This is a genomic window from Neobacillus sp. MER 74 (assembly GCF_023714155.1).
This window is the reverse complement of record NZ_JAMAUV010000032.1, coordinates 1-14,255: the sequence shown is the minus strand read 5'-3', so window position 1 is coordinate 14,255 and position 14,255 is coordinate 1. Positions and strand designations below refer to the sequence as shown.

General features: G+C 43.4%; 14 protein-coding genes. 12 read left to right on the top strand and 2 right to left on the bottom strand.

The features are described 5' to 3' along the window. Window positions 1–38 precede the first annotated feature (38 nt). From nirB to M3610_RS25495, 8 genes are all read left to right on the top strand, one after another. On the top strand, window positions 39–2,453 hold the full coding sequence (gene nirB / locus M3610_RS25530; RefSeq protein WP_251463346.1) for a nitrite reductase large subunit NirB: 2,415 nt from the start codon (window positions 39–41) through the stop codon (window positions 2,451–2,453). Window positions 2,454–2,459: 6 nt separating this feature from the next. Beyond that, a complete protein-coding gene (gene nirD / locus M3610_RS25525) occupies window positions 2,460–2,780 on the top strand; it encodes a nitrite reductase small subunit NirD (protein ID WP_251463345.1) in 321 nt (106 codons plus the stop codon). Between the two features lie 27 nt (window positions 2,781–2,807). After that, the gene (cobA, locus tag M3610_RS25520; protein WP_098571068.1) at window positions 2,808–4,256 is read left to right on the top strand and encodes a uroporphyrinogen-III C-methyltransferase; all 1,449 of its coding nucleotides are present in this window, start codon (window positions 2,808–2,810) and stop codon (window positions 4,254–4,256) included. Next, window positions 4,257–4,898, top strand: a complete 642-nt coding sequence (locus tag M3610_RS25515; protein ID WP_251463344.1) for a precorrin-2 dehydrogenase/sirohydrochlorin ferrochelatase family protein — start codon at window positions 4,257–4,259, stop codon at window positions 4,896–4,898. A 178-nt stretch (window positions 4,899–5,076) separates the two neighbouring features. Beyond that, window positions 5,077–6,669: a malate synthase A gene (gene aceB / locus M3610_RS25510; protein ID WP_098571067.1), complete on the top strand. Its 1,593-nt coding sequence runs from the start codon at window positions 5,077–5,079 to the stop codon at window positions 6,667–6,669. Between the two features lie 42 nt (window positions 6,670–6,711). Continuing rightward, window positions 6,712–7,995: an isocitrate lyase gene (gene aceA, locus M3610_RS25505; protein ID WP_098571066.1), complete on the top strand. Its 1,284-nt coding sequence runs from the start codon at window positions 6,712–6,714 to the stop codon at window positions 7,993–7,995. Window positions 7,996–8,114: 119 nt separating this feature from the next. Continuing rightward, window positions 8,115–8,333, top strand: a complete 219-nt coding sequence (locus tag M3610_RS25500) for a hypothetical protein (RefSeq protein ID WP_251463343.1) — start codon at window positions 8,115–8,117, stop codon at window positions 8,331–8,333. Between the two features lie 32 nt (window positions 8,334–8,365). Next, on the top strand, window positions 8,366–8,803 hold the full coding sequence (locus tag M3610_RS25495) for a YueI family protein (RefSeq protein ID WP_251463342.1): 438 nt from the start codon (window positions 8,366–8,368) through the stop codon (window positions 8,801–8,803). Between the two features lie 80 nt (window positions 8,804–8,883). On the opposite strand, the gene M3610_RS25490 is transcribed toward M3610_RS25495, so the two are convergent. Continuing rightward, complete coding sequence (locus M3610_RS25490; RefSeq protein WP_098571064.1) at window positions 8,884–9,336, bottom strand: OsmC family protein; 453 nt, start codon at window positions 9,334–9,336, stop codon at window positions 8,884–8,886. Window positions 9,337–9,427: 91 nt separating this feature from the next. On the opposite strand from M3610_RS25490, the gene M3610_RS25485 reads away from it, so the two are divergent. Further along, on the top strand, window positions 9,428–9,922 hold the full coding sequence (locus tag M3610_RS25485) for a VanZ family protein (protein ID WP_251463341.1): 495 nt from the start codon (window positions 9,428–9,430) through the stop codon (window positions 9,920–9,922). Window positions 9,923–9,940: 18 nt separating this feature from the next. Here the strand turns inward: M3610_RS25485 and M3610_RS25480 are convergent, their stop codons facing one another. Further along, the gene (locus M3610_RS25480; protein ID WP_098571062.1) at window positions 9,941–10,597 is read right to left on the bottom strand and encodes a lysozyme family protein; all 657 of its coding nucleotides are present in this window, start codon (window positions 10,595–10,597) and stop codon (window positions 9,941–9,943) included. A gap of 235 nt (window positions 10,598–10,832) precedes the next feature. Here M3610_RS25480 and gatC point away from each other — a divergent pair, with 235 nt between their 5' ends. The 3 genes from gatC to gatB are packed head-to-tail and all read left to right on the top strand — an operon-like array spanning window position 10,833 to window position 14,033. Next, window positions 10,833–11,132 carry an Asp-tRNA(Asn)/Glu-tRNA(Gln) amidotransferase subunit GatC gene (gatC, locus tag M3610_RS25475; protein ID WP_026564693.1) on the top strand — a complete coding sequence of 100 codons (300 nt, stop codon included), beginning with the start codon at window positions 10,833–10,835 and terminating at the stop codon, window positions 11,130–11,132. A gap of 3 nt (window positions 11,133–11,135) precedes the next feature. Further along, window positions 11,136–12,593, top strand: coding sequence for an Asp-tRNA(Asn)/Glu-tRNA(Gln) amidotransferase subunit GatA (gene gatA, locus M3610_RS25470; protein WP_098571061.1), 1,458 nt, complete (start codon window positions 11,136–11,138; stop codon window positions 12,591–12,593). Window positions 12,594–12,605: 12 nt separating this feature from the next. Continuing rightward, the gene (gene gatB, locus M3610_RS25465) at window positions 12,606–14,033 is read left to right on the top strand and encodes an Asp-tRNA(Asn)/Glu-tRNA(Gln) amidotransferase subunit GatB (protein ID WP_098571060.1); all 1,428 of its coding nucleotides are present in this window, start codon (window positions 12,606–12,608) and stop codon (window positions 14,031–14,033) included. Window positions 14,034–14,255 lie beyond the last annotated feature (222 nt).

The window sequence follows — 14,255 nt, the reverse complement described above, 5'->3', positions numbered from 1 at the left end:
TAAAAATATAGATTTAACATATAAGGAGCGATCCAAAAATGAAAAAACTAGTGATGATCGGGAACGGGATGGCAGGAGTTAGAACAATTGAGGAGATTCTAAAAGTATCTGCTGAACCCTTAGAGATCACAATTTTTGGCCAAGAGCCGTATCCAAACTATAATCGGATCAAACTATCAAATATCCTTCAAGGGGATATAAACTTTGAAGATATCATTATTAATCCAATAGATTGGTATAAAGAAAATAATATTCAATTATACACTGGCGAATCCATTGTTAGCATTGATGTGGACACAAAACGAGTAATTAGTCATCTTGGCCGGAAAGTCGAGTATGATGATTTGATCATTGCTACTGGCTCGAATTCTTTTATTCTGCCAATTGCAGGCGCAGACAAACAAGGTGTGACAGGGTTTCGTGATATCCATGATTGTGAAATGATGATCAAAGCAGCGCAGCAATATAAAAAGGCTGTCGTCATCGGCGGAGGACTACTCGGACTAGAAGCTGCAAGAGGCTTGCTGAACTTAGGAATGACCGTTGATGTAGTTCATCTAATGCCGCATCTAATGGAGCGCCAGTTGGACCCAGTTGCATCCTCACTACTTAAGGCGGAACTTGAAGGACAAGGCATGAATTTCTTAATGGAAAAGGAAACGGTGGAAATTCTCGGTGACGAGCGTGTTACTGGCCTTCGCTTTAAAGATGGCTCACAAGTGGAAGCAGACTTGGTTGTCATGGCGATTGGAATTAAGTCGAATACGGAAGTGGCAAAAAACAGCGGCATCTATGTAAATCGCGGCATTGTCGTCAATGACTTTATGGAAACGAGTGTCCCACATGTGTATGCAGTCGGAGAATGTGCGGAGCATCGGGAAATTGTTTATGGTTTGGTTGCGCCTTTATATGAACAAGGAAAAATCCTTGCCAGCCGCATTTGTGGTGCCGAAACGAACCCATATGAAGGCTCTGTTACAGGTACTCAGTTAAAGGTAGCGGGCGTTGATCTTTTCTCTGCTGGAGAAATCTTTGAGGATGGTACAACCAAATCGATCATGATCTACAATGAGTACGAAGGTCTCTATAAACGAGTGCTTACTAGAAACAACTTGATTGTAGGGATCGTCCTATATGGTGACACAAAAGACAGTACTAGATTATATCGAATGCTGACTAAAAAAGAGGACATCAGCGGTGTATCAATATTCCATACCGAATGCACTGGTGAAGGCGAGACTGATGATGTGGCCTCTATGCCAAATGACGAATTGGTTTGTGGCTGTAACGGAGTCACAAAAGGTGCCATTGTTGAAGCGATTAAAACACAGGGATTAACTACTTTAGACCAAGTGAGCCATTGCACGAACGCCGGCCGTTCTTGCGGTCGCTGTAAGCCAATGGTTAGCAGTATTCTCGCATACACACTTGGAGATCAATTTGATGCAGCGGCAGCTCAAAAAACAAGTATCTGTGGCTGCACTACAATAAGCCGTGAAGAATTGTTGGCTGAAATCAAAGAAAAAGGCTTAACAAGTGTGAAGGAAGTCATGCACGTACTTGAGTGGAACAATGAGGAGGGCTGTACCAAATGCCGTCCTGCCATTAACTACTACTTAGGTATGATTCATATGGATGAATACAAAGATGATCGTGACTCTCGTCTCGTCAATGAAAAAATGCATGCTAACATCCAAAAAGATGGAACTTATTCTGTTGTCCCAAGGATGTATGGCGGGGTAACAACGGCAGCTGATTTGAAGAAAATTGCTGAGATTGCCGAAAAGTATGAAGTACCACTCGTGAAATTGACAGGCGGGCAGCGAATTGGCTTGTTCGGGGTGAAAAAAGAAGACCTGCCAGCCATGTGGGAAGAGTTGGACATGCCATCAGGTTATGCCTATGGTAAAACACTTCGTACGGTGAAAACGTGTGTTGGTGCACAATTCTGCCGCTATGGCACACAAGATTCGATGGCCCTTGGAATTGAATTAGAAAAGAAATTTGAGCGCCTTGATACCCCGCATAAAGTTAAAATGGGCGTATCTGCCTGTCCGCGAAACTGCTCCGAAGCAGGCATTAAAGACATTGGTTTTGTCGGTATTGACGGCGGCTGGGAGATTTATGTGGCAGGTAACGGCGGCGTCGACCTCCGTGCAGGTGACCTGTTATGTACGGTGAAAACACAGGACGAAGTGATGGAAATGACAGGTGCTTATATTCAATATTACCGTGAAACGGCCAATTACTTGGAGCGTACGTCAAAATGGGTAGAACGTGTTGGTTTAGAACATGTCAGAGAAGTGCTCGCTAACGAAGAAACGCGAAGGGCTTTAAACGAGCGCATGGATAAAACATTGAAAAAATATATTGAGCCTTGGAATGAAGCGATTCAAAGTGAGGAAATCCAAGATAAATATTATGCACAACATACAATCAAGGTGGGGGAGTGATTCATTATGCTTCAAACAATTACTCGGATTCCAGTAGCAAACTATTCAAATTTAAAAGTTCGGTCAGGCTATACACTTAAAATCGATGAAACCAATATTGCGCTTTTTAAAGTAACGAGCGGAGAAGTATATGCGATTGAAAATCGCAGTCCACATCCGAAAGGCGGCGTTCTTTCAGAAGGGCTTATTAGCGGCGAATATGTATATTGCCCCGTGTATGATTGGAAAATTTCTTTAAAAGATGGTAAAGTACAGGCACCGGATGAAGGTCAAGTGCGGACATTTAAGGTAGAATTAGAGGACGATATCGTGTTTATTGTCAGATAAGAAGGAAATGGGAAGGATTGCTGCAGGATGAAGACAGGAAAAGTATTTTTAGTAGGAGCAGGGCCAGGGGACGTACGTTTAATCACTTTAAAAGGCATGGAGGCCATTAAACAAGCAGAGGTCATATTATATGATCGGCTTGCCAATCCAAAATTGTTGGAATATGCTCCAGCCGATTGCGAACTGATTTACTGCGGAAAATTACCGAATCGCCATATTATCCGCCAAGGAAATATCAATGAACTATTGGTGGAGAAGGCGCTGGAAGGTCATCGGGTGGTCCGCTTAAAAGGCGGAGACCCTGGTGTGTTTGGCAGAGTGGGCGAAGAAGCAGCAGCCCTGGCCCAACATGAGATCCCTTTTGAAATCATTCCTGGTATTACATCGGGGATTGCTGCCCCTCTTTATGCAGGCATTCCTGTTACCCACCGTGAATATGCGGAATCATTTGCAGTCGTCACTGCCCATGATAAATCGAAAGAGGGAAAACCAGTGCTCGACTGGGAAGGACTGGCCCGTGGTGTCGATACGATCGCATTTTATATGGGCGTCGGCAACTTACCATTTATTTGCGAAAATCTCATCACGTACGGGAAACCATCGTCGACCCCTGTTATTTTGATTCAATGGGGTACATTTGGCCGGCAAAAAACATTGCAAGGGACGCTGGCTGATATTTCTGAAAAGGTCGTAGAGGCTAAGTTTAGTAATCCGTCGATTATTCTGGTAGGTAAAGTCATATCCCTCCGTGAAAAAATCAGTTGGTTTGAAAAATTGCCCCTGTATGGCAGGCAAATTCTGCTGGCCCGTACAAGTGAGGGCTCTAGTGAATTAGCAAAAGCATTAATGGATGGTGGAGCTGATGTCATAGAGTTTCCAAAATGGAAAAAAACCGTGCTGCCAGTTGATTTAACCAAGGTGGCTTCTTACGAAAAAATTCTCTTCACTTCTCCAGAAAGTGTCGATGAATTTTTTACTGCGGTAGTCAATCATGGAGTCGATATCCGAACCATTCGTGCGGACTTCTATGGAGCTTCTCTTAAATCGAAAAATGCACTTAAGAAGCATGGTTTTATAGCCGCCCATGCAGAGGAGATGCAAGAATCCAGCTCATTGCTTATTGTCGGAGATGATAGCATTTTGAAAAAAAAGACGGATGCGAGAGACGTCATGGTGACCAGCAAAAAAGAGCTAGATGAGCAGTTTTTGCCTCTTTTTAAAAGAATGTTAGATGAAGCAGAGTTGAATACGATGATATTCCCGAGCAGTGCCTCGGTTGAATTGTTTATAAACGCGTTACGAGAGTGTGATTTGAATGCCTTTGAACTATTGAAAGGGCTGCAGGTGGTCAGTATGGGAAGACAAACGGAAAAGGCCGTTGTCAGTTCAGGCCTTCCTTCACACGGCATGCCGGCATTCGCAACGAAGGAAGCTTTGGTTGAATATTTAGCCGAACGACCTGTTGGGGAAGTGTAAATGGTGAAAACAGGCTATCCAGTGATCTTAAGATTAGAAGGGAAAAGCGTAGTGGTGGCAGGAGGCGGGAAAGTAGCCGAACGGAAAGTGGTTGGCCTGCTAGGAACAGGTGCTGAAGTGGTTGTTATCAGCCCGGATGCAACAGATGAAATCCAAAGGCTTAGTCATGAGGGAAGAATCATATGGAAACAAAAGACCTTCTCGGCCAGTGACATTGCCAATGCCTTCCTAATTTTTGCGGCAACAAATAGTCGGGAGATCAATCAGTCGATTCAGGAGTCAGCAGGTACCCATCAATTGGTAACTATTGCTGATGATCCAGCTGGCTCCAATTTTCATGTCCCCGCACACGTTCAACGAGGGTCTTTGAGCATTGCTATCTCAACAGGCGGGGCGAGTCCAACCCTGGCGAGCCAAATTCGAGACCAGCTCGAGCAGCAGTTTGATGCTTCCTATGAGGGCTATCTTGACTTTCTCGCCTCGAAACGAAAATGGATTTTGAAGGAAGTAGCTAATCCATCTTTGAAGAGAGAGCTCTTAAAATCTATAGTGAGCCCGGAGTTCTTAACTAGTGTTCATCGGGAAGAGGATTTTATCCGATTATATGAAGCATGTTGTAAAGAAACGCATAATAGCAATTAAAAGAATGTCTGCGGACGTTCTTTTTTTTATAGGCTTTTATCCTTTTGGTACAAGCCTTAGGTAGTTTTTACCTATTTTTATAAAAATTATCAGAAAAGTAGTTCCATTTTTGAAAGTTGTGTTATATAATACAAAACGTAGATTGTTTCTGTATTATAACAAAGAGGTGATGTAGTTCATGTCGACGCAAACAACAGGTATTGAAGTGGTAGGGGCAATGAAAGCCCAGTACGAAGAGATTTTAACAGCTGAGGCATTAAATTTTATTGAAGAGTTGGAGCGAAAGTTTGGCGGACGAAGAGTTGAACTGTTACAGTACAGGCAAAAACGCCAAGCGGAAATAAATAATGGAACATTACCTGATTTCCTCCCGGAGACAAAGCATATACGAAACGGGGACTGGACGATTGCTCCTTTGCCTGATGATCTCCAAGATCGCCGGGTAGAAATTACCGGACCGACTGAACGGAAAATGGTAATCAACGCTTTGAACTCGGGCGCAAAAGTATTTATGGCCGATTGCGAGGACGCCACTTCACCAACCTGGGAAAACATCGTCGAAGGACAAATCAACTTAAGAGATGCGGTAAATCGGACGATATCTTTTGAAAATGCCAATGGCAAGAAGTATGAACTAAAGGGCGAGACAGCCGTGCTGTTTGTGAGACCACGCGGCCTTCATTTAGAAGAAAAGCATATTTTGCTAGATAGCAAGCCTATTTCAGGAAGTTTCTTTGATTTTGGCATGTACTTTTTCCATAATGTGAACCAACTGCTTGCGAGGGGAACAGGTCCGTATTTTTACCTGCCAAAGCTGGAAAGTCACTTGGAAGCAAAGCTTTGGAATGATGTATTTGTTTTTGCACAAGAGAAACTGGGGATTCCGAATGGAACCATTAAAGCGACAGTATTACTAGAAACCATCATGGGTGCCTTTGAGATGAATGAGATTTTATTTGAGCTAAAAGACCACTCCGCAGGCTTGAATTGCGGAAGATGGGATTATATTTTCAGTTACCTGAAAAAACTGCGTCAACACAAGGATATTATTTTACCCGATCGCTCACAGGTAACGATGACCGTCCCGTTTATGCGTTCGTATTCGTTACTAACGATTCAAACCTGTCACCGCCGCAATGCACCAGCAATTGGCGGGATGGCTGCCCAAATTCCAATTCGCAATAACCCGGCTGCTAATGAAGAAGCCTTTGCTAAGGTTCGTGCTGATAAAGAGCGCGAAGCCCGTGACGGTCATGATGGTACATGGGTTGCGCATCCAGGCCTGGTCCCAGTTGCTCTGGAGGTATTTAACCGCGAAATGCCGATGGCCAACCAAATCCATACGAGTAAACAACAGAAGATTACCGTGACCGCTCAAGATTTGCTTGAGTCACCAGGAGGGACGATTACAGAAGAGGGAGTTCGTTTGAACATCAATGTCGGGATTCAATATGTAGCTTCGTGGCTTAGAGGCAATGGTGCAGCCCCGATTCACAACTTGATGGAGGATGCCGCAACCGCTGAGATTTCAAGGGCCCAGCTGTGGCAGTGGATTCGCCACCCCAAAGGGATTCTGAACGACGGACGGAAAGTCACAGTGGAAATGTATGAGAAATATAAACTGGAGGAATTAGAAAAAATTAAACAGGAAATGGGTGAACCGGCATTTGAGGGCGGCCGATTCGACGAAGCTGTTGAATTGTTTGATCGGTTGATTCTGAATGAGGAGTTTGCTGAATTTTTAACTTTGTCTGGGTATAAGCTTATCTAGTTTTAAAAATATACTTAATAGATTAATAGGGGGAATATGAAAATGACAAATTCAAGAGCTGCGCAATTACAAGAAAGCTGGGAAATGGATAGCCGGTGGAAAGGGATTACGAGGCCTTACACTGCTGAGGATGTTATCAAACTCAGAGGGTCGATTGATATTGAGCACACATTGGCTCGAAAAGGGTCCGAAAAGCTTTGGAAGCTATTAAATGAGGAAGACTATGTAAATGCGCTAGGTGCGTTAACCGGTAATCAAGCGGTTCAGCAAGTAAAAGCTGGGCTAAAAGCCATCTACTTAAGCGGCTGGCAGGTAGCAGCTGATGCCAATCTGTCTGGACACATGTACCCTGACCAAAGCTTATACCCAGCCAACAGTGTACCAAATGTGGTCAAAAAGATTAACCAGGCCTTGCAGCGTGCAGATCAAATCCACCATGCAGAAGGCGATCACTCAGTCGATTGGTTCGCCCCGATTGTCGCTGATGCAGAAGCAGGTTTTGGCGGCCAATTAAACTGTTTCGAGTTAATGAAAGGCATGATTGAAGCAGGTGCATCAGGCGTCCATTTTGAAGACCAGCTTTCTTCTGAGAAAAAATGTGGTCACTTAGGCGGGAAGGTATTGCTGCCAACACAAACAGCGGTTCGCAACCTGATTGCTGCTCGTCTCGCTGCTGATGTTATGGGGGTTCCAACCGTACTCGTTGCCCGGACTGACGCTAACGCAGCCGACTTAATCACCAGTGATATTGATATGAATGATGCCCCGTTTATTACGGGTGAACGTACAGGCGAAGGTTTCTTCCGCGTGAAAGCGGGGATTGACCAAGCGATCTCCCGTGGGCTGGCTTATGCGCCATATGCAGATCTTGTTTGGTGCGAAACGTCAGAGCCGAATCTTGAGGAAGCAAGACAATTTGCAGAAGCCATTCATGAACAGTTCCCAGGTAAGCTGCTGGCATATAACTGTTCACCATCCTTCAACTGGAAAAAGAAACTCGATCAAGAAACAATTGCGAAATTCCAAGTCGAGCTTGGTAAAATGGGCTACAAGTTCCAGTTCGTTACTCTTGCCGGCTTCCATGCTCTAAACCACGGCATGTTTGAGTTGGCCCGCGGTTATAAAGAGCGCGGCATGGCAGCATACTCCGAATTGCAGCAAGCTGAATTTGACAGCGAAAAATACGGCTACACGGCCACACGTCACCAACGTGAGGTAGGTACAGGATACTTTGACCAAGTTTCCATGGTTATTACAGGCGGGACTTCATCAACAACCGCATTAAAAGGCTCAACGGAAGCCGAACAGTTTACGGGCAAAAACTAAGAGTCGATCCTTCTCTCCTTTTTGGGGGGGAAGGATTTTTTGCTGGGTTCACTTTAGCGGTGATGGATGAGCTTACTGTCGGATAAGGAGTGGTTACTAGCGGATGGGGTGGGTTTACTGTGGATAAGCCAAGTTTACTAGCGGATGGGGTGGGTTTACTGTTGGATAAGCCAAGTTTACTGGCGGATGGGATCGGTTTACTGTCGGATAAGCCAAGTTTACTAGCGGATGGGCTGAATTTACTGGCGGATAGGCCAAATTTACTCTCGAATAAACTAATTCGCCCGCCATGGAACCCCCCTTTTTGGTATGGAACTTTTTTTAGGGTATCATCATAGTTAATAATAGTATTTATATGGAGTTGATTTATTTGAAAAAGCAAACCGTTGACGAGGTTTTACAGCAGGGAATCTATGGACCGCTACAAACAAAACCAGATGAGCGGCGGAAATTCTTAGGTACGCTCCGAGAGCGGATTGTCTTAGCTCTGACAAAAAGCCAAGTAGGAGAAGCAAACATATATCCCCAAGTTGAGAAGCAGATGAAGGAAAAACCGCAGTCCCGCCTTTTCTTAAATGGAAATATGAGCTATGAAACCCTTTCGAAATACGTAAAGCTAGCCACAAAATATAAAGTTGAACATACTCTGGTGACCAATAAAGACCACGACTCGGAAATCGGCTTAGTATTAGCCATGGACCACGCGATTGATAAGGAAGATATATATATTACTAACAAGGAACCAAAAATAATCAAGGATGAAGGTAAAAAGAGCAAGGGATTCTTTTCAAAATTATTTAACCGCTGAAACGATGGTCCTCATGTGGTAGTCATGGGGACCAAAAGCCACGTCCTAGAGAACAAACTATTTTTATCACTTCACTTTTTTCACTCAACTGCCACATCCACCGCAGCCTGCAGCTCAATCTCCACATTCCCCTGAATCGCGCGGCTGATCATGCAGGATGTCTCCGCCTTTTTGGCGAGCCTCACAGCCATCTCGACATCTTTCTTCGCTGCACCTGATTTCAGGACAAGATACGGACGATGAATAATCTTTTTGTAGGTAAAAACCCCCTTGGTAACATCGACGATGCCCTCCGACTCCATTGTTAGGCTTTCCTTCATTAAACTGCTCCGTTCCAGCATCGCAGCAAGGGTGATAATATAGCAGGTCGCGGCAGCCCCCAGCAGCATCTCATCTGGATTTGTGCCAATACCAGGTCCATCCATTTCTGGCGGTATGGAAATCTTTGTGACCAAATTCCCTGCCTCAATCTCTCCAACATCGTTCCGTAAACCTGGCCAGTTCGCCTTTAAGTGAAATATATGCTCTGCCATTCTAAATTCCTCCAATTCCAGTTTTGACCCCACGACGCATAAAAAATATGGTAAGGTTATTTTTGATATGTAATAAATGGAGCAGTGATGAATGAAAATTATTTATAAAATGACCCTTTTCCTAATTCTTTGTTTATATTTAGCGATTCTTTCGAAATTAATTTTGTTTAAATACATACCGTTATCTGAGATTATAAATCATTTCAACTTTACTTATGATGAATATCATTGGCGGTCGAATAATTTCGTCCCTTTTAAAACGATTAATTTTTACCTTTTCTTAGCGGACATCAATTTAATTATTCGGATTGAAAACCTGGCAGGGAATATCATTGGTTTTATGCCGTTTGGATTTATCCTACCATTGCTGGCGAAGAGGTTTCAAAAACTTAGCGCCGTCATGCTTGCCACCTTCGGCTTAAGTCTGGCATTTGAACTCCTGCAGCTGATATTTGAATTCGGCAGCTTTGATGTAGACGATTTAATATTAAATACACTAGGTGGAATCCTAGGGCTTTTTCCAATTAAACTTGTTCTTCTGTTCAGCCGCTTTAAAAAGAAGAATATGACCGAAAATATCAATTAAAAAACCACTGATGAATCCTTAAAACGATTCACCCGTGGTTTTTTCTTCACCCGTAACAGGAATGCTGTCTGCTAACAGTTGAATATTTTTGGTTACCTTTGTGCTATAGGTGAAATCACCATAACAGTACGGGTAGCGGAAATTATTTTTATTGCCGCCACATGTATAAATGGTCGGCTTTTCTTTTACCTGCTGGAGAGAAAATTCCTTCGCTAACGTCTCACTATGCTTTCCTCCATGCTGGGCTACAAAGTCAATGTAGCCAATTCCCATGTTATAGGACTGGATAATGGCCTGGAAATCTACTTTTTTCTTATTCCCATAACTGAGGACGCGCTGAAAATGTTTCACACCAACCTGAATACTTTTTTGCGGATCTGTTATTGTATTTCTTGCCAACCCTGCCGATTCGGACGCCTGCATAGGGTCCCCGCCTTTGCCGCGGCTTTCCTGCTGCATTAGAGCGACAACAACTGTTGTATGATTTTCGAGATGATATTTCGCTAATTCATCATGTATGAGGGGTTGATATTTTTTTACATCAGCAAATGGATCGTTATTCACTATATCAAGGGAGCCTTGTTGTTGAAAATAATTTTGGAACCAAGCTAACGCGCAAAAAAGGATGAACAGCACAAAAAAGGTTTTGAATTTCTTTCGTTTACGTTTTTTCATTCAGAAGCCCTCCCATCCATGACCATTATAAGGGAAGTTGCCAAGAAAGTCTGTGATAAACTTTTTAGAAAAAATTTGCATTATTAAGAGAAAAATAGACTGAAATTTCAAGAATTATGAACAAAAATTCATTCCCTTGCCCATACTGATGAAGGAATCATTGCGGTGAAGCGGAAAAGTTTGGTATCATCATTAGTATTGATATGACAAGATTGAAGGGATAGGGGGTTATACTATGTCACGAATTTCAAAGGATCAGGTAAAGCATGTAGCCAATCTGGCACGATTGGCCATAACCGAAGAAGAAACAGACATGTTTACGAAGCAACTGGATGCGATTATTACCTTTGCTGAGCAGTTAAATGAATTGGACACGGAAAATGTGGAGCCTACATACCATGTGCTGGATATGAAAAATGTCTTGCGTGAAGATAAATCCAAACCTGGATTATCACGTGAAGAGGTACTAAAAAATGCACCTCTGCATCAGGACGGACAAATTAAAGTACCATCGATTATGGGGAAGGAGGATTAAAAGGTGAGTTTATTTGATTATAAAGTTTCAGATCTACATGAACTTTTTACAAAGAAGGAACTAAAAGTTTCCGATCTTGTCGATGAATCCTATAAGAGAATTGGACAAGTTGAAGATAAGGTTCAGGCGTTTTTAACATTAGATGAAGAGCGGGCACGTCTATCAGCGAAAGCATTAGATGAGAAAATCAATAGTGAGGCTGCCAAAGGTTTGCTATTTGGGATGCCGATTGGCTTAAAAGATAACTTAGTTACAAAGGGACTTCGGACAACTTGTGCGAGTAAAATCCTTGAAAACTTTGATCCGATTTATGATGCGACCGTTGTTCAGAAACTGCAACAAGCAGAAACAGTAACGATTGGGAAGTTAAATATGGATGAGTTTGCCATGGGGTCTTCCAACGAAAATTCCCATTACCAAACGACACGTAATCCATGGAATCTTGAGACAGTTCCAGGCGGCTCTTCAGGCGGTTCAGCGGCAGCTGTAGCAGCAGGAGAGGTCCTATTTTCGCTTGGTTCTGATACGGGCGGTTCGATCCGTCAGCCAGCTTCTTTTTGTGGTGTCGTAGGATTGAAACCAACCTATGGACGTGTTTCCCGGTTTGGTCTCGTTGCCTTTGCTTCATCCCTTGATCAAATTGGACCAATTACTAGAACTGTGGAGGACAATGCCTACCTGCTTCAAGCCATTTCCGGCCTTGATCCGATGGATTCGACCTCTGCAAATGTGGATGTACCAAACTTTGCGAGTGGTTTAACTGGTGATGTGAAGGGCCTCAAAATTGCTGTACCAAAAGAGTATCTTGGTGAAGGTGTCAGCGAATCAGTAAAACAGTCCGTCTTAAATGCCTTAAAAGTACTCGAGGGTCTTGGTGCAACATGGGAAGAGGTTTCCTTGCCGCACTCGAAGTATGCACTGGCTGCTTACTATTTGCTGTCTTCCTCAGAAGCATCAGCCAACCTTGCTCGTTTCGACGGAGTCCGTTACGGCTACCGCTCAAGGGATGCTGAAACATTAATCGATTTATATAAAAAATCCCGTGCAGAAGGTTTTGGTGATGAAGTAAAACGCCGGATTATGCTTGGTACATTTGCATTAAGCTCAGGGTACTATGATGCTTATTACAAAAAAGCACAGCAGGTACGGACATTGATCAAGCAAGACTTTGAAAATATCTTTGCAAAATATGATGTGATCGTCGGACCTACGACACCAACACCTGCTTTTAAAATTGGTGAAAATATTGAAGACCCATTAACGATGTACATTAATGATATTTTAACCATTCCTCTTAATCTTGCAGGCTTACCGGGAATATCAGTTCCATGCGGCTTTGATGGCGGGTTACCGTTAGGATTACAAATCATCGGCAAGTATTTTGATGAAACAACGATTTATCGTACAGCACACGCATTTGAACAGGCAACAGACTTTCATAAAGAAAAGCCGGAATTATAGGGGGTGAAGAAAATGGAATTTGAAACAGTGATTGGACTTGAGGTCCATGTAGAGTTAAAAACAGAATCTAAGATTTTCTCGTCGAGCCCAAATCATTTTGGGGCTGAACCGAATACAAATACAAGCGTGATCGACCTTGGCTACCCTGGTGTATTACCAGTCCTTAATAAAAAAGCGGTAGAGTTCGGGATCAAAGCAGCGATGGCGATTAATTGCGAGGTTGCTACTCATACGAAGTTTGACCGGAAGAACTACTTTTATCCGGATAATCCTAAGGCCTATCAGATTTCCCAATTTGATAAGCCAATTGGGGAACATGGCTATATTGATATCGAGGTAAATGGCTATACCAAACGAATTGGCATTACGCGCATCCACTTGGAAGAAGATGCCGGGAAGCTGAACCATGGCAAAGGGTATTCACTATGTGATTACAACCGTCAGGGCACTCCGCTTGTAGAGATTGTTTCCGAACCGGATATCCGCACACCTGATGAAGCTTATGCGTATCTTGAAAAATTAAAATCGATTATTCAATATACAGGTGTTTCCGATTGTAAAATGGAAGAGGGCTCACTCCGTTGTGATGCGAATATTTCGATTCGTCCCGTGGGACAAAAAGAATTCGGAACAAAAACAGAACTGAAAAACCTTAACTCCTTTAATTTTGTCCGCAAAGGTCTTGAATTTGAAGAGAAGCGTCAACGAGAAGTAGTTTCTGCAGGTGGGACGATTGAGCAGGAAACACGCCGTTTTGATGAAGCAACGGGGGCTACTCTGTTGATGAGGGTTAAAGAAGGTTCGGATGATTATCGTTACTTCCCTGAGCCGGATTTAATGGATTTGTACATTGATGAGGACTGGAAAGCCCGCATTCGTGCGGAAATTCCAGAGCTGCCGGATCAACGTCAAAAGCGTTATATAGACGAACTTGGACTACCAGTTTACGATGCAAAGGTATTAACGGTTACGAAAGAAATGGCGGATTTCTTCGAAGCGACCGTTAATGGCGGAGCGGATGCAAAGCTTGCATCGAACTGGATCATGGGAGATGTTTCTGCCTACTTGAACGCAGAGCAAAAGGAACTTCACCAAGTAGCCTTAACTCCAGAAGGTCTAGCTAGCATGATTAAGTTGATCGAGAACGGCACGATTTCTTCGAAAATTGCTAAAACTGTTTTTAAGGAATTAATTGAAAACGGCGGCGATGCGGAGCAAATTGTGAAGGACAAGGGACTTGTTCAAATTTCTGATGAAGGCACCCTTCTTAAAGTCATTTCAGAGGTATTGGATGCGAATCCGCAATCAATTGAAGACTTTAAGAATGGAAAAAATAAAGCTGTTGGTTTCTTAGTAGGGCAGTTAATGAAAGCTACGAAGGGTCAGGCCAACCCACAAATTGTTAATAAGTTGTTGCAGCAAGAACTACAAAAACGTTAATACGAAAGCTGGCAGAATACAGTCTGCCAGCTTCAGACTGTCGACAAATCCGAAGGATTTCGGGTTTTAAATTGACAGTCTTTTTTGTTTGGCTACATTAAACTAGTCTGTTGATTTCCGTTCCAGGCGGCTTCGCTTTCCGCGGGCGGTTCGGGGAGCCTCCTCGGCGCTTTCAGCGCCTGCGGGGTCTCCCCTGTCCCGTACTCCCGCAGGAGTCTTCGC

Coding starts and splice junctions, on each gene's coding strand:
- nirB (WP_251463346.1), top strand. CDS start 39: ATGAAAAAACTAGTGATGATCGGGAACGGGATGGCAGGAGTTAGAACA.
- nirD (WP_251463345.1), top strand. CDS start 2,460: ATGCTTCAAACAATTACTCGGATTCCAGTAGCAAACTATTCAAATTTA.
- cobA (WP_098571068.1), top strand. CDS start 2,808: ATGAAGACAGGAAAAGTATTTTTAGTAGGAGCAGGGCCAGGGGACGTA.
- M3610_RS25515 (WP_251463344.1), top strand. CDS start 4,257: ATGGTGAAAACAGGCTATCCAGTGATCTTAAGATTAGAAGGGAAAAGC.
- aceB (WP_098571067.1), top strand. CDS start 5,077: ATGTCGACGCAAACAACAGGTATTGAAGTGGTAGGGGCAATGAAAGCC.
- aceA (WP_098571066.1), top strand. CDS start 6,712: ATGACAAATTCAAGAGCTGCGCAATTACAAGAAAGCTGGGAAATGGAT.
- M3610_RS25490 (WP_098571064.1), bottom strand. CDS start 9,336: ATGGCAGAGCATATATTTCACTTAAAGGCGAACTGGCCAGGTTTACGG.
- M3610_RS25485 (WP_251463341.1), top strand. CDS start 9,428: ATGAAAATTATTTATAAAATGACCCTTTTCCTAATTCTTTGTTTATAT.
- M3610_RS25480 (WP_098571062.1), bottom strand. CDS start 10,597: ATGAAAAAACGTAAACGAAAGAAATTCAAAACCTTTTTTGTGCTGTTC.
- gatC (WP_026564693.1), top strand. CDS start 10,833: ATGTCACGAATTTCAAAGGATCAGGTAAAGCATGTAGCCAATCTGGCA.
- gatB (WP_098571060.1), top strand. CDS start 12,606: ATGGAATTTGAAACAGTGATTGGACTTGAGGTCCATGTAGAGTTAAAA.